This is a genomic window from Pseudomonas wayambapalatensis, from assembly GCF_049942315.1.
GTDB classification, from domain to species: Bacteria; Pseudomonadota; Gammaproteobacteria; order Pseudomonadales; family Pseudomonadaceae; genus Aquipseudomonas; species Aquipseudomonas wayambapalatensis.
Genome location: NZ_JBNFMU010000125.1, coordinates 16,351 through 35,782 on the forward strand (window position 1 = coordinate 16,351; position 19,432 = coordinate 35,782).

21 protein-coding genes are annotated in these 19,432 nt (G+C 64.1%); 9 read left to right on the forward strand and 12 right to left on the reverse strand.

What is annotated here, in order from left to right; all coding sequences use genetic code 11:
- Positions 1-37 precede the first annotated feature (37 nt).
- From ACPZMI_RS06980 to ACPZMI_RS06990, 3 genes are all read left to right on the forward strand, one after another.
- Positions 38-202, forward strand: coding sequence for a hypothetical protein (locus ACPZMI_RS06980; protein ID WP_426351943.1), 165 nt, complete (start codon positions 38-40; stop codon positions 200-202).
- Positions 203-304: 102 nt separating this feature from the next.
- Positions 305-1,669: a glutamine synthetase family protein gene (locus ACPZMI_RS06985; RefSeq protein ID WP_186666882.1), complete on the forward strand. Its 1,365-nt coding sequence runs from the start codon at positions 305-307 to the stop codon at positions 1,667-1,669.
- Positions 1,670-1,700: 31 nt separating this feature from the next.
- Positions 1,701-3,008: an NAD(P)/FAD-dependent oxidoreductase gene (locus tag ACPZMI_RS06990; protein WP_426351944.1), complete on the forward strand. Its 1,308-nt coding sequence runs from the start codon at positions 1,701-1,703 to the stop codon at positions 3,006-3,008.
- 42 nt (positions 3,009-3,050) lie between these two features.
- Here ACPZMI_RS06990 and fadD1 read toward each other — a convergent pair whose 3' ends face one another.
- A complete protein-coding gene (fadD1, locus tag ACPZMI_RS06995) occupies positions 3,051-4,748 on the reverse strand; it encodes a long-chain-fatty-acid--CoA ligase FadD1 (RefSeq protein ID WP_186666884.1) in 1,698 nt (565 codons plus the stop codon).
- A gap of 461 nt (positions 4,749-5,209) precedes the next feature.
- Complete coding sequence (gene fadD2, locus ACPZMI_RS07000; RefSeq protein WP_426351945.1) at positions 5,210-6,898, reverse strand: long-chain-fatty-acid--CoA ligase FadD2; 1,689 nt, start codon at positions 6,896-6,898, stop codon at positions 5,210-5,212.
- 201 nt (positions 6,899-7,099) lie between these two features.
- Between fadD2 and ACPZMI_RS07005 the strand changes: the two genes are divergently transcribed.
- The gene (locus tag ACPZMI_RS07005) at positions 7,100-8,044 is read left to right on the forward strand and encodes an alpha/beta hydrolase (RefSeq protein ID WP_426351946.1); all 945 of its coding nucleotides are present in this window, start codon (positions 7,100-7,102) and stop codon (positions 8,042-8,044) included.
- Between the two features lie 33 nt (positions 8,045-8,077).
- Positions 8,078-8,548, forward strand: coding sequence for a MaoC family dehydratase (locus ACPZMI_RS07010; RefSeq protein ID WP_054893311.1), 471 nt, complete (start codon positions 8,078-8,080; stop codon positions 8,546-8,548).
- 23 nt (positions 8,549-8,571) lie between these two features.
- On the opposite strand, the gene ACPZMI_RS07015 is transcribed toward ACPZMI_RS07010, so the two are convergent.
- From ACPZMI_RS07015 to ACPZMI_RS07035, 5 genes are all read right to left on the reverse strand, one after another.
- Positions 8,572-9,819, reverse strand: a complete 1,248-nt coding sequence (locus tag ACPZMI_RS07015; protein WP_426351947.1) for an RNA polymerase sigma factor — start codon at positions 9,817-9,819, stop codon at positions 8,572-8,574.
- 42 nt (positions 9,820-9,861) lie between these two features.
- Positions 9,862-10,206, reverse strand: coding sequence for a YciI family protein (locus tag ACPZMI_RS07020; RefSeq protein WP_063543704.1), 345 nt, complete (start codon positions 10,204-10,206; stop codon positions 9,862-9,864).
- Between the two features lie 24 nt (positions 10,207-10,230).
- Positions 10,231-10,656: a YybH family protein gene (locus ACPZMI_RS07025; RefSeq protein WP_186721242.1), complete on the reverse strand. Its 426-nt coding sequence runs from the start codon at positions 10,654-10,656 to the stop codon at positions 10,231-10,233.
- A gap of 149 nt (positions 10,657-10,805) precedes the next feature.
- Positions 10,806-11,138, reverse strand: coding sequence for a type II toxin-antitoxin system HicB family antitoxin (locus ACPZMI_RS07030; protein WP_426351948.1), 333 nt, complete (start codon positions 11,136-11,138; stop codon positions 10,806-10,808).
- Positions 11,139-11,227: 89 nt separating this feature from the next.
- Entirely contained in the window at positions 11,228-12,181 is a 954-nt protein-coding gene (locus tag ACPZMI_RS07035; protein ID WP_426351949.1) for a threonine dehydratase, read from the reverse strand.
- A 90-nt stretch (positions 12,182-12,271) separates the two neighbouring features.
- Between ACPZMI_RS07035 and ACPZMI_RS07040 the strand changes: the two genes are divergently transcribed.
- Positions 12,272-13,627, forward strand: coding sequence for an aminotransferase-like domain-containing protein (locus ACPZMI_RS07040; RefSeq protein WP_483407400.1), 1,356 nt, complete (start codon positions 12,272-12,274; stop codon positions 13,625-13,627).
- A gap of 3 nt (positions 13,628-13,630) precedes the next feature.
- Here ACPZMI_RS07040 and ACPZMI_RS07045 read toward each other — a convergent pair whose 3' ends face one another.
- Positions 13,631-13,885, reverse strand: coding sequence for a DUF2790 domain-containing protein (locus ACPZMI_RS07045; protein ID WP_065861450.1), 255 nt, complete (start codon positions 13,883-13,885; stop codon positions 13,631-13,633).
- A 221-nt stretch (positions 13,886-14,106) separates the two neighbouring features.
- Here ACPZMI_RS07045 and ACPZMI_RS07050 point away from each other — a divergent pair, with 221 nt between their 5' ends.
- Positions 14,107-14,556 carry a GNAT family N-acetyltransferase gene (locus ACPZMI_RS07050; protein ID WP_426351951.1) on the forward strand — a complete coding sequence of 150 codons (450 nt, stop codon included), beginning with the start codon at positions 14,107-14,109 and terminating at the stop codon, positions 14,554-14,556.
- Here the strand turns inward: ACPZMI_RS07050 and def are convergent.
- The 3 genes from def to ACPZMI_RS07065 all read right to left on the reverse strand — a co-directional run bounded on the left by def (position 14,511) and on the right by ACPZMI_RS07065 (position 16,369).
- Complete coding sequence (gene def, locus ACPZMI_RS07055; protein WP_186666893.1) at positions 14,511-15,047, reverse strand: peptide deformylase; 537 nt, start codon at positions 15,045-15,047, stop codon at positions 14,511-14,513. The two genes, ACPZMI_RS07050 and def, sit on opposite strands and share 46 nt — an antisense overlap.
- Positions 15,047-16,003, reverse strand: coding sequence for a YihY/virulence factor BrkB family protein (locus tag ACPZMI_RS07060; protein ID WP_186666894.1), 957 nt, complete (start codon positions 16,001-16,003; stop codon positions 15,047-15,049). Before ACPZMI_RS07060 ends, def begins: the two co-directional genes overlap by 1 nt.
- A 186-nt stretch (positions 16,004-16,189) precedes the next feature.
- Positions 16,190-16,369 carry a CsbD family protein gene (locus ACPZMI_RS07065; protein WP_186666895.1) on the reverse strand — a complete coding sequence of 60 codons (180 nt, stop codon included), beginning with the start codon at positions 16,367-16,369 and terminating at the stop codon, positions 16,190-16,192.
- Positions 16,370-16,585: 216 nt separating this feature from the next.
- Here ACPZMI_RS07065 and ACPZMI_RS07070 point away from each other — a divergent pair, with 216 nt between their 5' ends.
- Together ACPZMI_RS07070 and ACPZMI_RS07075 are read left to right on the forward strand one after the other, a co-directional pair.
- The gene (locus ACPZMI_RS07070; protein WP_426351952.1) at positions 16,586-18,058 is read left to right on the forward strand and encodes a right-handed parallel beta-helix repeat-containing protein; all 1,473 of its coding nucleotides are present in this window, start codon (positions 16,586-16,588) and stop codon (positions 18,056-18,058) included.
- 126 nt (positions 18,059-18,184) lie between these two features.
- Entirely contained in the window at positions 18,185-18,565 is a 381-nt protein-coding gene (locus ACPZMI_RS07075; protein ID WP_186666897.1) for a hypothetical protein, read from the forward strand.
- On the opposite strand, the gene ACPZMI_RS07080 is transcribed toward ACPZMI_RS07075, so the two are convergent.
- A complete protein-coding gene (locus ACPZMI_RS07080; protein WP_054925508.1) occupies positions 18,566-19,402 on the reverse strand; it encodes a CvfB family protein in 837 nt (278 codons plus the stop codon).
- Positions 19,403-19,432: the final 30 nt, after the last annotated feature.

The window sequence follows — 19,432 nt, forward strand, 5'->3', positions numbered from 1 at the left end:
TTTAATCAACCTTACCCACCATGTGAGTATCCAGGGCATGATTCCCGACCCGATCACCGCGCCCCCGCTGTCACGCCCTTCGCTGCCGAAGGTCAGCGCCCGCGCCGGTGAAAATCCGTTGGTCCACGTCATCCTCGCCTTCTGGGCCCTGTGGCACTGCCGCCATGCTCGCCCGCCGGATACCTCGCTCGCTGTCCATTGACGCCTACCGCAGCCCTGCGGCTGCCTGAATCCGTCCGACACACCGCGTCAACCCGCGGTGGTCTTGTGCGCCCCTGAACGACAGGGGCGCGAGCGAGCCTCCATGCACTTTGCCAACCCCGAGCAAGCCCGCGGCTTTCTGGCCGAAAACCCCGATATCGACCTGATCGAACTGTTCATCCTCGACGCCAACGGCGTGCCGCGCGGCAAGCTGCTGCACCGTGACGAGCTGATGGCGGTGTATGAAAGCGGCCGGCCGCTGCCCAGCACCATCCTTGGCCTGACCCTCAATGGCGACGATGTGGAAAACTCGGGCCTGGTCTGGGATGTCGGCGACATCGACTGTCGCGCCTATCCCCTGGATGGCAGCCTGGTGCGCCTGCCCTGGCGCCGGGTGCCGACCGCCGCGGTGCAGGTCAGCATGCACCCCAGCGAAGGCCTGCCCGCCAGCATTGCCGACCCACGCCATGTCCTGCTGCGCACCATCGAGGCCCTGAAGGCCGACGGTTATCACCCGGTGATGGCCTGCGAGCTGGAGTTCTACCTGCTCGACCAACAGCGCGATGCCCAGGGCCGCCCGCAACCGGCGCTCGACAGCGACGGCGGCCGGCCACGCAGCACACAGGTCTACGGCCTGCGTGAACTGGAACAGATCGAACCCTTCCTCGCCGACCTGTATGCCGCCTGCAAGGCCCAGGGCATTCCGGCGCGCACGGCGATTTCCGAATACGCACCCGGCCAGGTGGAAATCACCCTGGAGCACGGCGATGCGCTGGCAGCGATGGACCAGGCCGTGCGCTACAAGCGCCTGGTCAAGGGCGTGGCCCACGCCCACGGCATGCAGGCCTGCTTCATGGCCAAGCCCTTCGCGCAGATTGCCGGCACCGGCATGCACATGCACCTGAGCCTGGCTGACAGCGAAGGCCGCAACCTGTTCGCCAGCGAGGACCCGGCCGGCACGCCGCTGCTGCGCCAGGCTGTGGCCGGCATGCTGCGCCACCTGCGCGATTCGCTGCTGCTGTTCTGCCCCAACGCCAACTCGTTCCGCCGCTTCCAGGCCAACAGCTATGCGCCGCTGGCGCCGACCTGGGGTGTCGACAACCGCACCGTGAGCCTGCGCGTGCCCGGCGGCCCTGCCCCCAGCCGGCACATCGAGCACCGCATCTGCGGCGCCGATGCCAACCCTTACCTGGCCGCCGCGGCCATTCTCGCCGCCACGCACCAGGGCATTCGCGAACAACTGGACCCCGGCGCCCCGGTCGAGGGCAACGGCTATGCCCAGGCCACCGAGCACCTGCCCACCGACTGGCTCACCGCCCTCGATGCACTGGAGCACTCGGCCTGGGCGCGCGAAGCGCTGGGCGATGCCTTCCTCGGGGTATACCTGAAAGTCAAACGCGCCGAATACCGCCAGTTCATGGCCGAAGTCAGCGAACAGGACTGGCGCTGGTACCTGCACCAGGCCTGAGCCCTACCCTATTCAGAACAAGGAACACCCCATGAACGCTGCACTGAACAACGGCCCGGCCCAGCGCGCACCGTCCTACTACAGCGCCACCCTCAACGATCGGACCGAATACCCGACGCTCGAGGGCAGCGAACAGGTCGACGTGGCGATCATCGGTGGCGGCTTCACCGGCGTCGCCACTGCAGTGGAACTGGCCGAGCGCGGCCTGAAGGTCGCCATCGTCGAGACCAACCGCATCGGCTGGGGCGCCAGCGGGCGCAATGGTGGGCAAGTGACCGGCAGCCTGTCCGGCGACGAGGCCATGCGCACGCAGATGCGTGACCGGCTCGGCAGCGAGGTGGACGATTTCATCTGGCACCTGCGCTGGCGCGGGCACCAGATCATCGAGCAGCGCGTGGCGCGCTACGGCATCCAGTGCGATCTCAAGCGCGGCCACCTGCATGCCGCGATGAAGCCGTCGCATCTGGAGGAACTGCGCGCCTTCGAAGCCGAGGCCCAGCGCCGTGGGATGGGCGACCAGGTACAGCTGCTCGACCGCCAGGGCATCTCGCGCCACCTGCAGAGCCCGCTGTATCTCGGGGCGCTGAAGAACACGCGCAACCTGCACCTGCATCCACTCAACCTGTGCCTGGGCGAGGCGCGGGCTGCGCACAGCCTCGGCGCGCTGATCTTCGAGAATTCAGAAGTGCTGGATATCGTCCACGGTCCGCGCCCGGCGGTGGTCACTGCCAACGGCCGGATCGAGGCGCGCCAGGTATTGCTGGCGGGCGATGTGTACCACAAGCTCGAACAGCGCCAGCTCAAGGGCAAGATTTTCCCGGCCATGGGCGGCATCGTGACCACCGCGCCCCTGGGCGAGCTGGCCGAGCAGATCAACCCCGAGGACCTGGCGGTGTACGACTGTCGCTTCGTGCTCGACTACTACCGCCTGACCGCCGACAAGCGCCTGCTGTTCGGCGGCGGCGCCAACTATTCGGGGCGTGATTCGCGGGACATCGAAGCCGAGCTGCGCCCCTGCATCGAGCGCACCTTCCCGGCGCTCAAGGGCGTGCCGATCGAGTTCAAGTGGAGCTGCGCCATGGGCATCGTGGTCAACCGCATCCCACAGCTGGGCAAGCTGTCGGACAACGTCTGGTACTGCCAGGGTTACTCCGGGCATGGCATCGCGACCAGCCACATCATGGGCGAGATCATGGCCGAGGCGTTGACCGGGACGCTGGAGAAGTTCGACACCTTTGCCGCGTGCAAGCACATCAAGGTGCCGATGGGGGATTTGCTGGGCAATCCGCTGCTGTCGGTGGGGATGTGGTACTACCAGATGCTGGAAAAGTTGCGCTGAAACCAAAACCGGCCCGTTCTTGCAGGAGCGGGCCGGTGTCAATCAGGCGATCTTCTTCAGCCCAAGCTTCTTCATTTCTTCGTCGCGCAGCTCACGACGCAGGATCTTGCCAACGTTGGTGGTCGGCAGGGCATCGCGGAACTCGATGAAACGCGGCACCTTGTAGCCGGTGACGTTGGCACGCATGTGCTCCATCACCTGCTCCTTGGTCAGCGTGACACCCGGCTTGGCGACGATGAACATCTTGATCACCTCGCCCGACTTCTCGTCAGGCACGCCGATCGCGGCACATTGCAGCACGCCCGGCAGGGAAACCAGCACGTCTTCCAGCTCGTTGGGGTACACGTTGAAGCCCGAGACCAGGATCATGTCCTTCTTGCGGTCGACGATGCGCATGTAGCCGTCCGGCTGAATCACCGCGATGTCACCGGTCTTCAGCCAGCCTTCGCTGTCGAGGATCTCGGCGGTGGCGTCTTCGCGCTGCCAGTAGCCCTTCATCACCTGCGGGCCCTTGATGCACAGCTCACCGACTTCTCCCAGCGGCAGTTCCTGGCCGCTGTCGTCGATGACCTTGCACAGGGTGGACGGCACCGGAATGCCGATGGTGCCGATCTGGTTGGCTTCGGACGGGTTGACCGCCGCCACCGGGCTGGTCTCGGTCATGCCATAGCCTTCGCAGATGGCGCAGCCGGTGACCGCCTTCCAGCGTTCGGCCACGCTCAGTTGCAGGGCCATGCCGCCGGAAAGCGTGACCTTCAGCGCCGAGAAGTCCAGGCTGCGGAAGGTTTCGTTGTTGCACAGGGCGACGAACAGGGTGTTGAGCCCGACGAAGCCGCTGAACTTCCACTTGCCCAGCTCCTTGACCATCGCCGGCAGGTCGCGCGGGTTGCTGATCAGCACGTTGTGGTTGCCGATCAGCATCATCGCCATGCAATGGAAGGTGAAGGCGTAGATGTGGTACAGCGGCAGCGGCGTGATGATGATCTCGGAGCCTTCCTGCAGGTTCGAGCCCATCAGCGCGCGGCATTGCAGCATGTTGGAGACCAGGTTGCGGTGGGTCAGCATCGCGCCCTTGGCCACGCCCGTAGTGCCGCCGGTGTATTGCAGCACGGCCACGTCATTGGCTTGCGGGCTGGCCTCGATGACCGGCTGGCCACGGCCCTTGGCCAGTGCATCGTTGAAGCGCACGGCCTGGGGCAGGCTGTAGGCCGGCACCATCTTCTTCACATACTTGATGACGCTGTTGATCAGCACGCGCTTGAGCGGCGGCAGCAGGTCGGCCACTTCGGTAACGATGACGTGCTTGACCTGGGTCTTGGGCAGGACCTTCTCGACCAAGTGCGCCATGTTGGCCAGGCACACCACGGCCTTGGCACCGGAATCGGTGAACTGATGCTCCAGCTCACGCGCGGTATACAGCGGGTTGGTGTTGACCACGACCAGGCCGGCGCGCATGGCACCGAACACGGCGACGGGATATTGCAGTACATTGGGCAGTTGCACGGCGATGCGATCGCCGGGCTTGAGGTCGGTGTGCTGTTGCAGCCAGGCCGCGAAAGCGCCGGACAGGGTGTACAGCTCGCCGTAGGTGAGGGTCTTGCCGAGGTTGCTGAACGCCGGTTTGTCGGCGAAGCGCTGGCAGGATTGCTTCAGTACGGCCTGGATGTTGGGGAATTCGTCAGGATTGATTTCCGCCGTAATTCCGGCTGGGTATTTATCCTTCCAAAAATGTTCGATCATGGAAGCCCACTCCTTTAGCAACAGCGAATTCTTCACGCGTCGATGCGTTTATTATTGATATGAGATGAAGGGATTCATTGCAAACCGCATCATCTGAAAGCGCGCCGAGAGTAACAGCTTTGCCTGGGGTCGCCTAGAGGGCTTAGCAAGCCTCAAGAGTCACCAAAGTGACTCAATGAACCCTATGAGTCATTTCTAGAGTATTTAATCAAAATGTCGCATTGCGGTGCGTGCGGCAGCCGACTCGGTCGCTGTAGGAGCGGGCTTGTCCCGCGATCGGGCGCGAAGCGGCCGCAAGCCAGGCAGTCGAGATCATCCTGATAAATCTCGGTGCCAGGTTCTACGGCCGCTTCGCGCCCGATCGCGGGACAAGTCGGGACGCCGAACCGCCGCTCCCACAGGGGATTGGGCTGGACTTTAAATTCTGAGCAAGACAATTGCTCCCACACATGCGCTGGATTTCAGGCGATGTCGCGCAACTCCCGACGCAGGATCTTGCCTACCGGCGTCATGGGCAGTGAATCGCGCAGCACGATGTGCTTGGGCACCTTGTAGCCGGTGAAGTTGGCCTTGCAGAAGGTCTTGAGCTCCTCGACGCTGACACCGCCCGCCCGAGGAACCACGAACAGTTTTACCGCTTCGCCGGAGCGTTCGTCGGGCACGCCGATCACCGCGCAACTGGCCACCTGCGGGTGGCCCATGACCACGTCCTCGATCTCGTTGGGATACACGTTGAAGCCCGAGACGATGATCATGTCCTTCTTGCGATCGACGATGCGGGTGAAGCCGTCCGGGTCGATCACCGCGATGTCGCCGGTCTTGAACCAGCCGTCGGCATCCAGCGCCTGGGCTGTCGCCTCCGGCTGCTGCCAATAGCCCTTCATGACCTGCGGCCCCTTGATGCACAGCTCGCCGCGTTCGCCCAGCGGCATTTCGTTGCCGTCGTCGTCGATGACCTTGAATGCAGTCCCGACCACCGGGATGCCCACCGTACCCAGCCGCGCCAGTTGCCCGTAGGGGTTGGTGCTGGCCACCGGGGAGGTTTCGGTCAGGCCGTAACCCTCGACGATGCGACAGCCAGTCAGGCTCTCCCAGCGCTCGGCGGTGGCCTTGACCAACGCCGTGCCGCCCGAGTTGGTGACCTTCAGCGCCGAGAAATCCAGCGACTTGAAGCCCGGGTTGTCCATCAACGCGACGAACAGTGTGTTCAGGCCCAGCAGCGCCGAGAAGCGCCACTTGCCCAGCTCATTGATGAAGCCCGGAATGTCGCGCGGGTTGGTGATCAGTACGTTGTGATTGCCCGTGACCATCATGCACATGCAGTTCGCAGTGAAGGCATAGATGTGATACAGCGGCAGCGGTGCGATCATCACCTCCTGCCCTTCCTTGATCAGCGGCTGGCCGTCGGGCCCGTGCTGGGCGAAGCAGGCCAGTACCTGCAGCATGTTGGCGACCAGGTTGCCGTGGGTGAGCATCGCGCCCTTGGCCAGCCCCGTGGTGCCGCCGGTGTATTGCAATACGGCGACATCCTCGAGCGTCTGCACCACCGGCTTGTGCGTGAGCTCACGGCCCTCACGCAGTACCTGCTTGAACGACACGGCCTGGGGCAGGCGGTAGGCCGGCACCATCTTCTTCAGCTTGTCGACCACCGTGTTGACCAGCCAGCCCTTGGCGGCGGGCAGCAGGTCGCCCATCTTCGCCTCGATCAGGTATTCGATGCCGGTATCGGGCAGCACCGTCTGCACCCGCTGGCCGAACATGTTCAGGTACACCAGCGCACGGGCGCCGGAGTCATTGAACTGGTGGCGCATCTCGCGCTCGGTGTACAGCGGGTTGGTGTTGACCACGATCAACCCGGCGCGCATCGCACCGAAGACGGCGATGGGGTATTGCAGGACATTGGGCATCTGCACGGCGATGCGATCACCGGGCTTGAGGTCGGTGTGCTGTTGCAGCCAGGCCGCAAAGGCCGCCGAATGGCGCTCCAGTTCGGCGTAACTGAGGGTGACACCGAGGTTGCTGAACGCCGGCCGGTCGGCGAAGCGTTTGCAGGAACGCTCGAACACCTCGACGACGGATTTGTAAGCAGTGATGTCTATGGTGGAAGGCACGCCCGCCGGGCGCTTGTCATTCCAGAAGTCGGCTTGCATTTATTGTTGTTCCTCAGCCTGAACCGTCCATGACCTGATTGCCCAGCGGCAAAAAGGCGTTCAGCCGACGTTAGCAGGTAAGCCGGAGGTGGCAAATACGCCAAGGGCTGCCATTAACATTGTGAATCTTATTTGTGCCCCTGCTGCAATCCTGGTCATTGTGCATACACTGAGCTCAATCCCGTGCACAAAGGATTTCCCATGCCCCACGACGCCTTCTGGCTACCCGCCAGCGAGCACTGCAGCCTGTACGTCCACCAGTGGCTGCCGCAGACGCCGGTCAAGGCCGTTGTGCTGCTGGCCCATGGCATGGCCGAGCACGCCGGGCGCTACCGGCGCCTGGGCCATGCGCTGAACGATGCCGGCTTTGCCCTGTTCGCCCCTGATCTGCGTGGCCACGGCCGCACCGCGGAGCTCGGTAGCCTCGGTCTGTTCGCCCATCAGCACGGCTGGAACACGGTGGTCAACGACCTGGGCCTGCTCAGCCAGCACATCGGCCAGCAGTTCCCCGGCACGCCGCTGTTCCTGTTCGGCCACAGCATGGGCAGCTACATCGCCCAGGCGTACCTGCTGCACCACAGTGGCAGCCTGCATGGGGCGGTGCTCAGCGGCTCGAACTTCCAGCCGCCTGCGCTCTATCGCGCAGCACGCCTGATCGCCCGCCTGGAGGCCTGGCGCCAGGGGGTGGAGGGCAAGAGCGCGCTGATCGACTGGCTGTCGTTCGGCTCGTTCAACAAGGCCTTCAAACCCAACCGCACGGCGTTCGACTGGCTCAGCCGCGACCCGGCCGAGGTCGACGCCTACATCGACGACCCGCTGTGCGGCTTTCGTTGCAGCAACCAGCTGTGGCTCGACCTGCTGCAAGGCCTGGCACAGATCAGCCAACCGCGCCATCTGGCGCAGATCGATCCGAACCTGCCGATGCTGGTGATCGGCGGCGAATGTGATCCGGTCAGCGCCGGCAAGCGTCTCACCCACCTGGCCAACGCCCTGCGCGCGACTGGCAATCGCCATGTACAATTGCGCGTCTACCCGCAGGCACGCCACGAAGTGCTCAACGAAACCAATCGCGACGAGGTCACCCACGACATCATTGCCTGGCTGGAACAGGCACTGGCCCTTGGCCGCCCTGCCCGCAGCGAATGATGTGCACCGCCTCGTCCCTCCAAGGAAGCCCTGATGACCCAGGTCACCAACACGCCCTACGAAGCCCTCGAAGTCGGCCAGAAAGCCAGTTATGAAAAATCGGTGGAAGAACGCGACATCCAGCTGTTCGCCGCCATGTCCGGTGACCACAACCCGGTGCACCTGGACGCCGAGTTCGCGGCCAAGAGCATGTTCCGCGAGCGCATCGCCCACGGCATGTTCAGCGGTGCCCTGATCAGCGCCGCGGTCGCCTGCACCTTGCCAGGGCCCGGCACCATCTACCTGGGGCAGAAGATGAGCTTCCAGAAGCCGGTGAAGATTGGCGACACCCTGACCGTACGCCTGGAAATCCTCGAGAAGCTGCCCAAGTTCAAGGTGCGCATCGCCACCAACGTGTACAACCAGAACGACGAACTGGTAGTCGAGGGCGAGGCCGAGATCCTGGCGCCACGCAAGCAGCAGACAGTAGAGCTGGTATCGCCGCCGAACTTTGTCGCCGGCTGATCGAGCAGTATCCTGTCGCGGATCTACCCGCGACAGGGCTCCAACGCCCTCAGGCAGCGCTCGATATGCCGCCGCTCAGGTTCCTGGCGGGCCAGCGCCAGCGCCCTGCCCCACGCCTCCCGGGCCTGCTGCACATGCCCCAGCTGCCCATGTAGCTGAGCCCGGGCCGCATGGGCCAGATGGTAATCGAGCAACTCGCCGCGCCCCAGAATCGCCTCCACCACCGCCAGGCCCGTCGCCGGTCCGTCACGACTGGCCAGCGCCACTGCGCGGTTGAGTTCGATCACAGGTGACGGCCAGTGCCGCAGCAACACGTCATACAGGCCGACGATCTCTGCCCAGTCGGTGTCCTGGGCGCTGGCGGCCTCGGCATGCACCGCAGCAATCGCCGCCTGCACGCTGTAGGGCCCGATATCACGGCTACCCAGCGCATGACGCACCAGAGCGCAGCCTTCCTCGATCTGTGCCTTGTCCCACAGGCTGCGGTCCTGCTGGTCGAGCAGCACCAACTCGCCTTCGCCATCGGTGCGCGCCTGCTGGCGCGAGGCCTGCAACAGCATCAACGCCAGCAGGCCGAACACCTCTGGATCCGGCAGCAATTGCGCCAGCAGCCGCCCCAGGCGAATCGCCTCGTCACACAGGTCGCGCTGCACCAGGTCTTCCCCCGCCGACGCCGAATAGCCTTCGTTGAACACCAGGTAAATCACCCGCAACACACTTTCCAGGCGCTCGGCCAGTTCGCCCATGGCGGGCACCTGGTAGGGAATCCGTGCATCGCGGATCTTGGCCTTGGCCCGCACGATGCGCTGGGCGATGGTCGAGGGCGACTGCAGGAACGCGCGGGCGATCTGCTCGGTGGTCAGATCGCACACCTCACGCAGGGTCAAAGGCACCTGGGCATCGGCGGACAACGCCGGGTGACAACAGGTGAAGATCAAGCGCAAGCGGTCGTCAGCGAGCAGTTCCTCCTCGCTCGGATCCTGCGACGGGTCTTGGAGCTGCATGATCAGCGCCGCCTGCGAACGATCGAAACGGGCGCGTCTGCGCAAGGCATCGATGGCCTTGAAGCGCCCGGCCGAGACCAGCCAGGCCCGGGGGTTATCCGGCATGCCGTCGCGCTGCCAACGTTCCACGGCAATGAAGAAGGCATCATGCAGGGCCTCCTCGGCCAGGTCGAAATCACCCAACAGGCGGATCAGGGTCGCCAGGATGCGCCGCGAGTCGCGCCGGTAGATAACCTCGACATGGGTGCGCAGTTCATCACCCGTCATCGTGTTGCGGTCCGCGGCGTCATCTTGGCTGACCTCCCGTCATCAGGGTTGCAGTTCGCGCACCGGCCTCACTTCGACACTGCCGACCCGCGCCGCCGGAATGCCTTTGGCGATGTTCAGTGCCTCGTTGAGGTCACGGGCATCGACCAGGTAGAAGCCGGCCAGTTGCTCCTTGGTTTCGGCGAAGGGCCCGTCGGTCAGGCTCATCTTGCCAGCGCGCATGCGCACCGTAGTGGCGGTCTGCACCGGCTTGAGCGCCTCGGCCGCAAGCATCCGCCCGGAGCCGTGCAGCGACTCGGCGTAAGCCATGCACTCGGCGTCTTCGGGGCTGTCGGGCAGGCTGTGCAGCAGCCCCTCGTCACAATAGACCAGGCACAGGTATTTCATGATCGTCTCCAGCTGACGGGCGGTTCAGGGCTTGAGGTCGAAGCGAGCCTTCTGGGTTTCCATGTCGAACGGTGCCGACCAGTGCTCATGGATCACCTGCCAGCGCCCTGCACTACGACGATAGCCCACCGTGACGCGCATGAAGCCGCACTGGCTTTCATCGTCGGCCGGGCCGCAGCGGTTGAGCCAATGCGCCAGGGCCAGGTCGCCATCGGCCTGGACATTCAGCTCGGCCACCTCGAAGACCATCGGACCGGTGCAAAAGCCCATGCACATTTCCCAGTGTGCCTGGTAGGCAGCCTTACCCTTGAATTGCAGGGCCTGGATGGCGTCGAAGGCAACGATGTCATCGGCATAGGGCGCGACGATGGCCGGCAGGTCGCGCTCGCGCACAGCCTGGATCCAGCCTTCGATAAGTTGACGGATTTCGGTTTCGGCGGGGGTATTCATGGGGAAGCCTCCAGCAGGTCATCAGTGGGTGGCGCCGGATGTTTGCGGCGCCTTCACTGATGGTCGACTGGGGATGGGAGGAATCGACAACGCTGGAAAACTTTTTGCGGTTTTCCGTTACCGGCCCGTGCCGAAAGACCTTCGCAGGTTCAAGCCCGCGCCGCCTGCTCGAACACTTCGTCGGCCCACTGGTTGAGACTCTTGCCTGCAGCTCGCGCCGCGACACTTGCGGCAGCGTGCACTTCAGGACGAATACGCAACATCACTTTTCCGGAGGCCGGTTTTTCCGGGGCAATACCCTGCTCGGCACAATCGGCCAGGTAATCTTCCAGGGCTTGAGCGAACGCCTTGTGCAACTCGGGTACGGAGCTTGCGTGAAAGCTGATGATGTCACGCATCCCCAGCACACGGCCGACGAACAGGTCGTCGCGTTCGTCGTAATCGATGCGGGCAACATAGCCCTTGTAGCGCATGCAACTCATATCCCAAATACCGGTCGCGGAAAATGCTATCAAATTAAGATAGCACTATTTCCGCCTATGGTGATTCAGGATTCTCCGTTGCGCCCCCCTTACCCAGCCAGCACCTGTGCATAACGCGCCCGATCCACGTTGGCCCCGCTCAACACCACCGCAACCCTCCTGCCCTGCTGGCGTTCGCGCTCCTGCAACAGCGCGGCCAGTGCTGCGGCGCCCGCGCCTTCGGCGGTGTTGTGGGTGGTTTCGTGGTAGAGGCGCATGGCCTGGGCGATCTCGTCATCGCTCACCCGGACGATGCGCGCAGCATGCTCACGCACCAGGGCGAAAGCGTCCGGGTGCGGCACGCGGCAGGCCATGCCGTCGGCAAAGGTGTCGGCGGTGGCCGTGGTGACGATACGCCCCAGCTCGAAGCTCTGTGCGTAGGCATCTGCAGCGCTGGACACCACGCCAACGATCTCGGTCCGCAGCCCCAGCAGGTTGCGCGCCTGGATCAGCCCGCAGATGCCAGAACCCATGCCAATCGGCACGTAGACGGTGTCGAGGTCCGACACGGCCTCGAACAGCTCCAGCGCATAGGTCGCCACGCCGCGCACCAGCTCCGGGTGGAACGAGGGCACCATCCGGTAGCCGCGCTGCTCGGCCAGCTGTGCGGCGTACTCACGGGCCACATCGAAATCGACACCGTGCTCGATCAGTTCGGCGCCCAACGCACGCATGGCGGCGTTCTTCTCCCGCGAATTGCCTTCAGGCACCACGATCACCAGCGGCAAGCCTGCCTGACGCGCCGCCAGGGCCATGCTCTGGCCATGATTGCCGCGAGTAGCGGTGACCAGCCCCGGGGGCACATCACCGCTGGCCAGCAGCGAGCGCACATAGACCAGCCCGCCGCGCACCTTGAATGCGCCAGTCGGCGCATGGTTCTCATGCTTGACCCACAGTTGGCAGCCGGCCCGCTCGGCGAGCAACGGCCAGACGTGCTGTGGCGTCGCAGGCACATGCTGGTGAACGAAATCGGCGGCTTCGCGCAGGGCTGTGAGGTCGAACATGGCGATCATCCTTCATCGAGGGCAGTTGCGACGATCCTGAGCGCCGGGCATTGTATGGGTCAAACCTTATATTGCATGGGTAGCAATTTCGTGTGGACCCCGGAACTGATCGACGACGCCCAACCCCGCTACCTGGCACTGGTCGATGCCATCGCCGCCGCCATCGAACGCGGTGAACTCAAGGTAGGGGAACGTCTGCCGCCACAACGGCGCCTGGCCTGGAAGCTGGGGCTCAACCCGAGCACCACCCAGCAGGCTTACCGCGAAGCTGCCGCGCGACACCTGGTGGCCGGCGAAGTGGGACGCGGTACCTACGTATTGGCGGGCAGCAAGGAAGCAACGCTGTTTCGCCTCAAACAGCACGACCGGCATTCGTCGCTGATCGACCTGTCGACCAACGTGCCGGTGGCCGATCCGCACCCGCACGACCTGCAGCACAGCCTCCAGGCATTGCTGCAGGCGGACGACCTCAGCCTGCTCGATCACTACCTCGATCATGACCAACTGCTGCTCGGTCGCCTGCACGGCGCACGCTGGCTGGCCCAGCGCGGGCTGGCGCTGGGCGCTGACGACCTGCTGCTGTGCGGCGGCGCCCAGCAAGGGCTGGCATGTGTGCTGCAGTCGCTGTGCCAGCCCGGCGAGGCGGTCATGGTCGAAGCCCTGACCGCACCAGGGATCAAGGCAGCGTGTCGCCAGTTGCGCCTGCCGGTGCATGGCGTGGCCCTGGATCACCAAGGGCTGCGCCCGGATGAACTTGATCGGGTGACGCGGGCCAGTGGCGCCAGGGTGCTGGTGACCACACCGACCCTGCACAATCCCACCGGCGCCTGCATGGACGACAGCCGTCGCCAGGCCATCGCCGAGGTGGTAAAGCGTCACGGCCTGCGGGTGATCGAGGATGATGTCTATGGCGCACTGAGCGAGCGGGCGCCCTTGTACCCCTTGCTCGACGGCCAGGGGATACTCGTCAGCAGCCTGTCCAAGACGGTCGCGGCGGGGCTGCGCCTGGGCTGGATCGCCGCACCGGCGTCAGTGCTGGAACACATCGACCCGCATGCCCGGGCCACGCACTGGCCGGTGTCACCGCTGAACCTGCGCATCGCCTGCCAATGGATCGCCAATGGCACAGCCGCGCGGCGGCTGGCTTGGCAACGGGAGGAAATCGGGGAACGCTGGCGCCTGGCGCGACGTCTGTTCGGTGAGGCGATGCGCGCTCAGGATGAGCCCTCGCCACATGTCTGGGTGAACACCCCAGGGCCTGCTGAAGCACTGGTAGGCGCTTGCCGGGCACGTGGGGTCGAAGTAGTACCAGCCAGTGTCTTCGCGGTGGGTGGCGATGAGGTCAGGGCCGTGCGCATTAGCCTGTCGGCCGCCACCAGCCGCGCGCAGCTCAAGCAGGGGCTGGAGGTCGTGCGCGCGGTACTTGGCGAGCTGGCAGGGAGATAGCACTCACCCCTGCTGGCAACCCTCGCCCATGGCTCGGTACTGAATGGTGTGCACCTGACCTTGATGATCCTCATAGGTCATGGTGGCCGGCACCACCTCGCAGACATCGGGGATGGTCGACAGATTGATCACCCGCTTGATATCCAGGTTCATCGAGTAATCGTACTGCACCGGGGGCTGGGGCTGGGTGGTCTTGGCCTCGTCCGCGAGGGCGAGCGAAGACATCCCGACCAATGCAAGAATGAGTAATGTTTTCATGAGTCTGTGGCCTTGAAAGCAATCACGTTGATCGATTGACTTCTTATGCCGTCACTGGCGCGGAGAAGTTGTCATCGTCGGCGATGACACGAAGCACCGATCCCGCATCGTCGTACTGCAGAAGGGATGAGTGAAATTCTACGCCCGCCACCGAATACTTGAACCCTGCAGTCGGATATTCACCCTTGCCAGATTTGCAACAATCTGCGACAAAGCCCCCCATGACCCTGCCCGAATTCCTCCCGCTCTGCCGCTCGCAGCGCCGCCTGCTCGACCACTTCTACCGCCAGCACGGCTCGCGCATGCGCGCCAGTGCAGAGGGGCAACTGTGGGTCGCGCGTAATCAGGTCATGGTGGGTGCATTGAACCTGACGCCCGTCGCCGATGGCCATTGGCTGACCGGCCTGTTCGTGGCGCCACAGTGGCGTGGCCAGGGTGTCGCTGCAGGGCTGGTAGGCGCAGCGCTGGACTACAGCACAGGCCCGACCTGGCTGTTCTGCCACCCCGACCTGCAAAGCTTCTATGCGCGCCAGGCATTCACAACGGCGAGCGCCCTGCCCGCCGAACTGGCCTCGCGGCTGGCCCGCTACCAACGCAGCAAAGCGCTGGTAGCGATGGTGTGCGCTCAGTCGTCGGCAACGTCGAGCCCGGGAAACAGCACATCGGTATAGCCGAAGCGGGCAAAATCCTGGATGCGCGATGGGTAGAGCCGGCCGATGAGGTGATCGCACTCATGCTGCACCACCCGCGCATGAAAGCCATCGGCGAAGCGGTTGATGGGGGCACCCTGGGGGTCGAGGCCCTCATAGCGGATGTGCTTGTAGCGGGGCACGACACCGCGCAAGCCCGGCACTGACAGGCACCCTTCCCAACCGTCCTCGAGCTCGGTGGACATCGGGGTGATCAGCGGGTTGAGCAGGATGGTCTGCGGCACGGGCTCGGCGTCCGGATAGCGCTCGCTGCGCTCGAATCCGAAGATCACCAGCTGCAGGTCGATGCCGATCTGCGGCGCGGCCAGGCCGACGCCACCGACGTGGCGCATGGTCTCGAACATGTCGTCGATCAGTTGCTGCAGCTCTGGGCTGCCGATCATCTGCTCGGGCACAGGCGGTGCGATGCGCAGCAGGCGCTCATCGCCCATCTTGAGGATGTCACGGATCATCAGGGGTTCGGCTCACGGGTCTGGGGTTCGGCATGCGCGGGATGCTCATGGCCGAGCACAGTGATGGTCTCCTTCGGCTGCTCGCCGTCGAAATCCTTCTCGCCGGGGTTCTTGCCTTCAGCCGACATGTGCTCGATCACCGCATTCATCTCGGCGCCCAGCAATAGCACGGCGGCGGAGATATAGAAATACAGCAACAGCACGATGATCGCCCCGATGCTGCCGTACATGGCGTTGTAGTCGGCGAAGGTCTTGACGTAGTAGGCAAAGCCCAATGAGGCGATGATCCACACCACCACCGCCAGCACCGAGCCTGGGGTGATGAAGCGGAATTTCTGCTTCACGTCGGGCATCACGTAGTAGATCAACGCCACCGCCACCATCATCAGGATGATGATCGCCGGCCAACGCAGCACGGTCCAAATGGTGACGATCACCTCCTGCAGGCCGACCTGGGCGGCGATCCACTCCATCACCTGCGGCCCCAGCACCATGAGTGCGGCGGCGGCCAGCAGCATGCCAGCGATGCCGATGGTGTAGAAGATCGACAACGGGATGCGCTTCCACACCGGACGGCCCTCGGGCACATCGTAGGCGGCGTTCATGGCGCTCATCATCAGGCGCACACCGGCCGAGGCCGTCCACAGGGCGATGACGATACCCACCGAGAGCAATCCGCCCTTCGATTGCTGCAGTTGGTCGATCACCGGATTGACTTGTTCGAGTGCCTGGGGCGGCAGCACCAGTTCCGATTGCAGGCGCAACCAGGAGAAGAAGTCGGGCAGGTGCAGGAAACCGATCAGCGCGATCAGAAACAAAATGAAAGGGAACAGCGAGAACAGCATCTGGTAGGCCAGTGCCGAGGCATAGGTGGACATCTCGTCATCGAGGAATTCCTTGACGGTGCGCACCAGCACGCGGTGCAGAGGCAGGCCCTGCAGGGCGGGAAAAATCATAGCGTCTCCTTTCGCCGCTTGATCGTCGTGGTTGCAACTGTGCAGACAAGTCTAATAGACCACGCGCACCGCGTACTGCTCACTGGCGAAATCAGGAAAACGGCTACGGCGGACGTTGAGACAAAACGGTAAGGCCTCATGGGCGCAAAACGGCGCGCCCACAAGGCCCTGTGCATCAACCGCGGGTCAAGGCTTTTTCACCGCATCCTTGACCTTGCCCACCGCCTGCTGCCCTTCGCCCTTGAGTTCCTGGGCCTTGCCCTCGGCACGCAGCTTGTCGTTGTCGGTCACTTTACCGACGCCTTGCTTGATGTTGCCAACCGCTTCGTTGACCAGGCCCTTGGCTTTGTCTTTAGTGCCGCTCATGGCGAATCTCCTGCAAAAAGAGACACGTGAACCGTGTCGACAAAAGGTGGACCGGTTCGCTTGCGCAAGAGTTTCAACAATTTCTCGGGCACCAAGCCGAACGGCAAACAGCGGGCGAATACCGCACCGAATTGTCCCAGCGCCGCTGCGCACTCGGAAGGCGCAGCTCTAGAATCCGGCCATTCATAAAAACAACAGTTCGTGGAAACCTTGCACATGCGATTGATGCCCCTACTCGCGGCCATGCTGCCGTTGCTTCCCCTGCCCGCCCTCGCCGCCGCCCCGACCGCCGTGCAAACCTTGCGGGTCGAGCGCTACACCGACGACGACCAACCCGGCACCCTGCGCTGGGCCCTGGAAACCAGCAACCGCAACCCCGGCCACTACCGCATCGACATCGCCGCGGTCGGCGAGCCGCCCTACGTGATCCGCCCGAGCCGGCCACTGCCTGAAATCAAAGGCCCGGTACGCATCACCGGCCTGGCCTGGGCACGTGACGGCCAGTACATCGCCATCGACGGCGCCGGCTATATCAAGGACCAGGGGGTACGCACCTGCCCAGGCGCCCTGCCCGGCCAGTTCGGCACCAATGTGCGCACCACCACCAACCCCGGCCTGGTGCTGCGCGACACCCAGGGCGTGCACCTGAGTGGCCTGGAAGTGCGCAACTTCTGCATCGGCATCCTGGTCAACCGCGCCAGCGGCAACGTGATCGAAGACAACCGCATCGTCGCCAACAAGGGCGGGGCCGGGATCATGCTCACGGGCGATGACGGCGCGGGCAACCCGACGGCCACCACCACACTCAACAACAAGGTGCTGCGCAACCAACTGATCGACAACGGCGACGGCCTGGAGCTGACCCGCGGCGCCGCGTTCAACCTGGTGGCCGACAACCTGTTCCGCTCCACCGACGCCAACCCCGAGCCTTCCCAGGGCATCGAGATCCTGCTGGGCAACGACAACAGCGTGGTGCGCAACCGCTTCGAGAACTACTCCGACGGCCTGCAGATCAACTGGGGCAAGCGCAACTACCTGGGTGCCAATACCTTCACCGGCAACTCCATCGGCATCAGCGTGACCGGCGAGGGCAACATCCTCGACGGCAACCTGATCCACGGCAACCGCATCGGCGTGGCCCTGCGTCCGGAGCCGGAAGTCACCGCCACCCGCGTCACCGCCAACCGTATCTGGGGCAATGGCCTGGATATCCGGCGCTGCGAAGCGGGTGGCTCGTGCGTCGCGAACCAGCGCACTGGCGCGATCATCTTCGGTGTGCCGGCCCAGGCCCACGCGCTGTACGTCGGTTCGCGCGGTGTCGGCGCGGAACTGGCGAAAAAGGACCAGGCGATCATCTGCGATGGCAGCGGCCAACCCCAGCCGTGCCAGCCGCTGCCCAATCACAATCAGCAGGCGCCGCGTCTGATCGGGCTGGCCGGGCAGATGCTGCAAGGTGAAGTGCAAGGGCCGGCATCCAGCCTGCTGCGCATCGAGGTGTTCGGCAATGCGGCGGCGGATGGGCGGGAGGCGGAGCAGTATCTGGGCGAGGTGCTGGTCGCCAGCGATGCCCAGGGCAAGGCACGGTTCGAGAAGAGGCTGGACGGCAGTGACGGCTTGAACAGCTTCACCGCGACGGTGACCACAGCCGATGGCGCGACCTCGGAGTTGAGCCAGCCGTTGCGGCGCTGAAGCTCAGGGCCTCTTCACGGGCAAACCCGCGAGGAGGCCGACCCAACCCACCCCACAACCCTTGCCGCGCCCCGCGCCACCCCGCACAATGTCAGGCCTTTCTGGCGTCAACCCGCAGGAACCTGCATGAAACTCGACAAACCCACCGCCATCGCCCGGCGCAACCAAGCGCTGAACCGGCCGGTGCTCGACCGCGACAACACCCTGTTCGCCATCCTCGACAAGAAACGCAACCTGTGGTGGTTCGAGGTGCCGGTGGCATTGCTGCGCAAAGGCCAGCCCGATTGGGTCAACCTGCTGCTGCACTCCCCGGAAACCGACGAACTGCAGCACTTGAAAGTGCCGGTCAACTTCCTGCGCGCGCATCAGGAACAGATGGAAGTCCGCCACCCCGGCAAGCGCCGCTCGACCATCAGCCTGGCGCTGAGCGCCGACCGCGACTCGCTGCTGCGCGACACCCGCCCAGGCGGTGAGCAACTGGACTTCAGCACCTTCGTGCAGGCCTGATCAGGCCCGCTCGATGCGATCGTCATGGATGACGATCAGCCCCTGCTTGAACAGCCCGCCAATAGCCTTCTTGAAATTGCCCTTGCTGACGTTGAACAGCTTGGCGATCACTTCCGGTGCGCTCTTGTCGCACACCGGCAGCACGCCTCCGGCTTCGTCCAGGCGCTTGAGGATCTGCTCCTGCAGGCTGTCGGCCAAGGCCGCGCCCACCGGCTGCAGACTCAGGGCGATCTTGCCGTCGTGGCGCACTTCCTTGATGAAGCCCTTCTCGTGCATGCCCGAGCGCAGGAACTTGAACACCTCGTTCTTGTGGATCAGGCCCCAGTGGCGGTTGTTGATGATCGCCTTGAAGCCCATTGGCGTCTCGCCCGCCACCAGCAACTCCACCGGCTGGCCCGCCTTGTAGTCGGCCGGGGTACGGTCGAGGTAGCGGTCCAGGCGCGCGGTGGCGGTGATGCGTCGGGTGCGCTTGTCGAGGTAAGCGTGCACCACGCAGTAATCGCCGATCTTCAACTGCTGCGCCTCTTCCGAGTAGGGCATCAGCAAGTCCTTGGACAGGCCCCAATCGAGGAAGATGCCGGCACCGTTGATGTCCTTGACCTTGAGACTGGCGAACTCACCGACCTGCACCTTGGGTTTCTCGGTGGTGGCGATCAGCTGGTCTTCGCTGTCGAGGTAGATGAACACGTTCAGCCAGTCGTCGAGCTCGAGCTCGGCGTCCTTGGGGAAGTAGCGCCTGGGCAGGAGGATCTCGCCGTCGGCGCCGCCGTCCAGGTAAAGACCGAACTCCACGTGTTTCACGATTTGCAAACTGTTGTAACGCCCAAGCAGAGCCATTTCCGATGTTCCTCAAGACAAGGCGGCTAT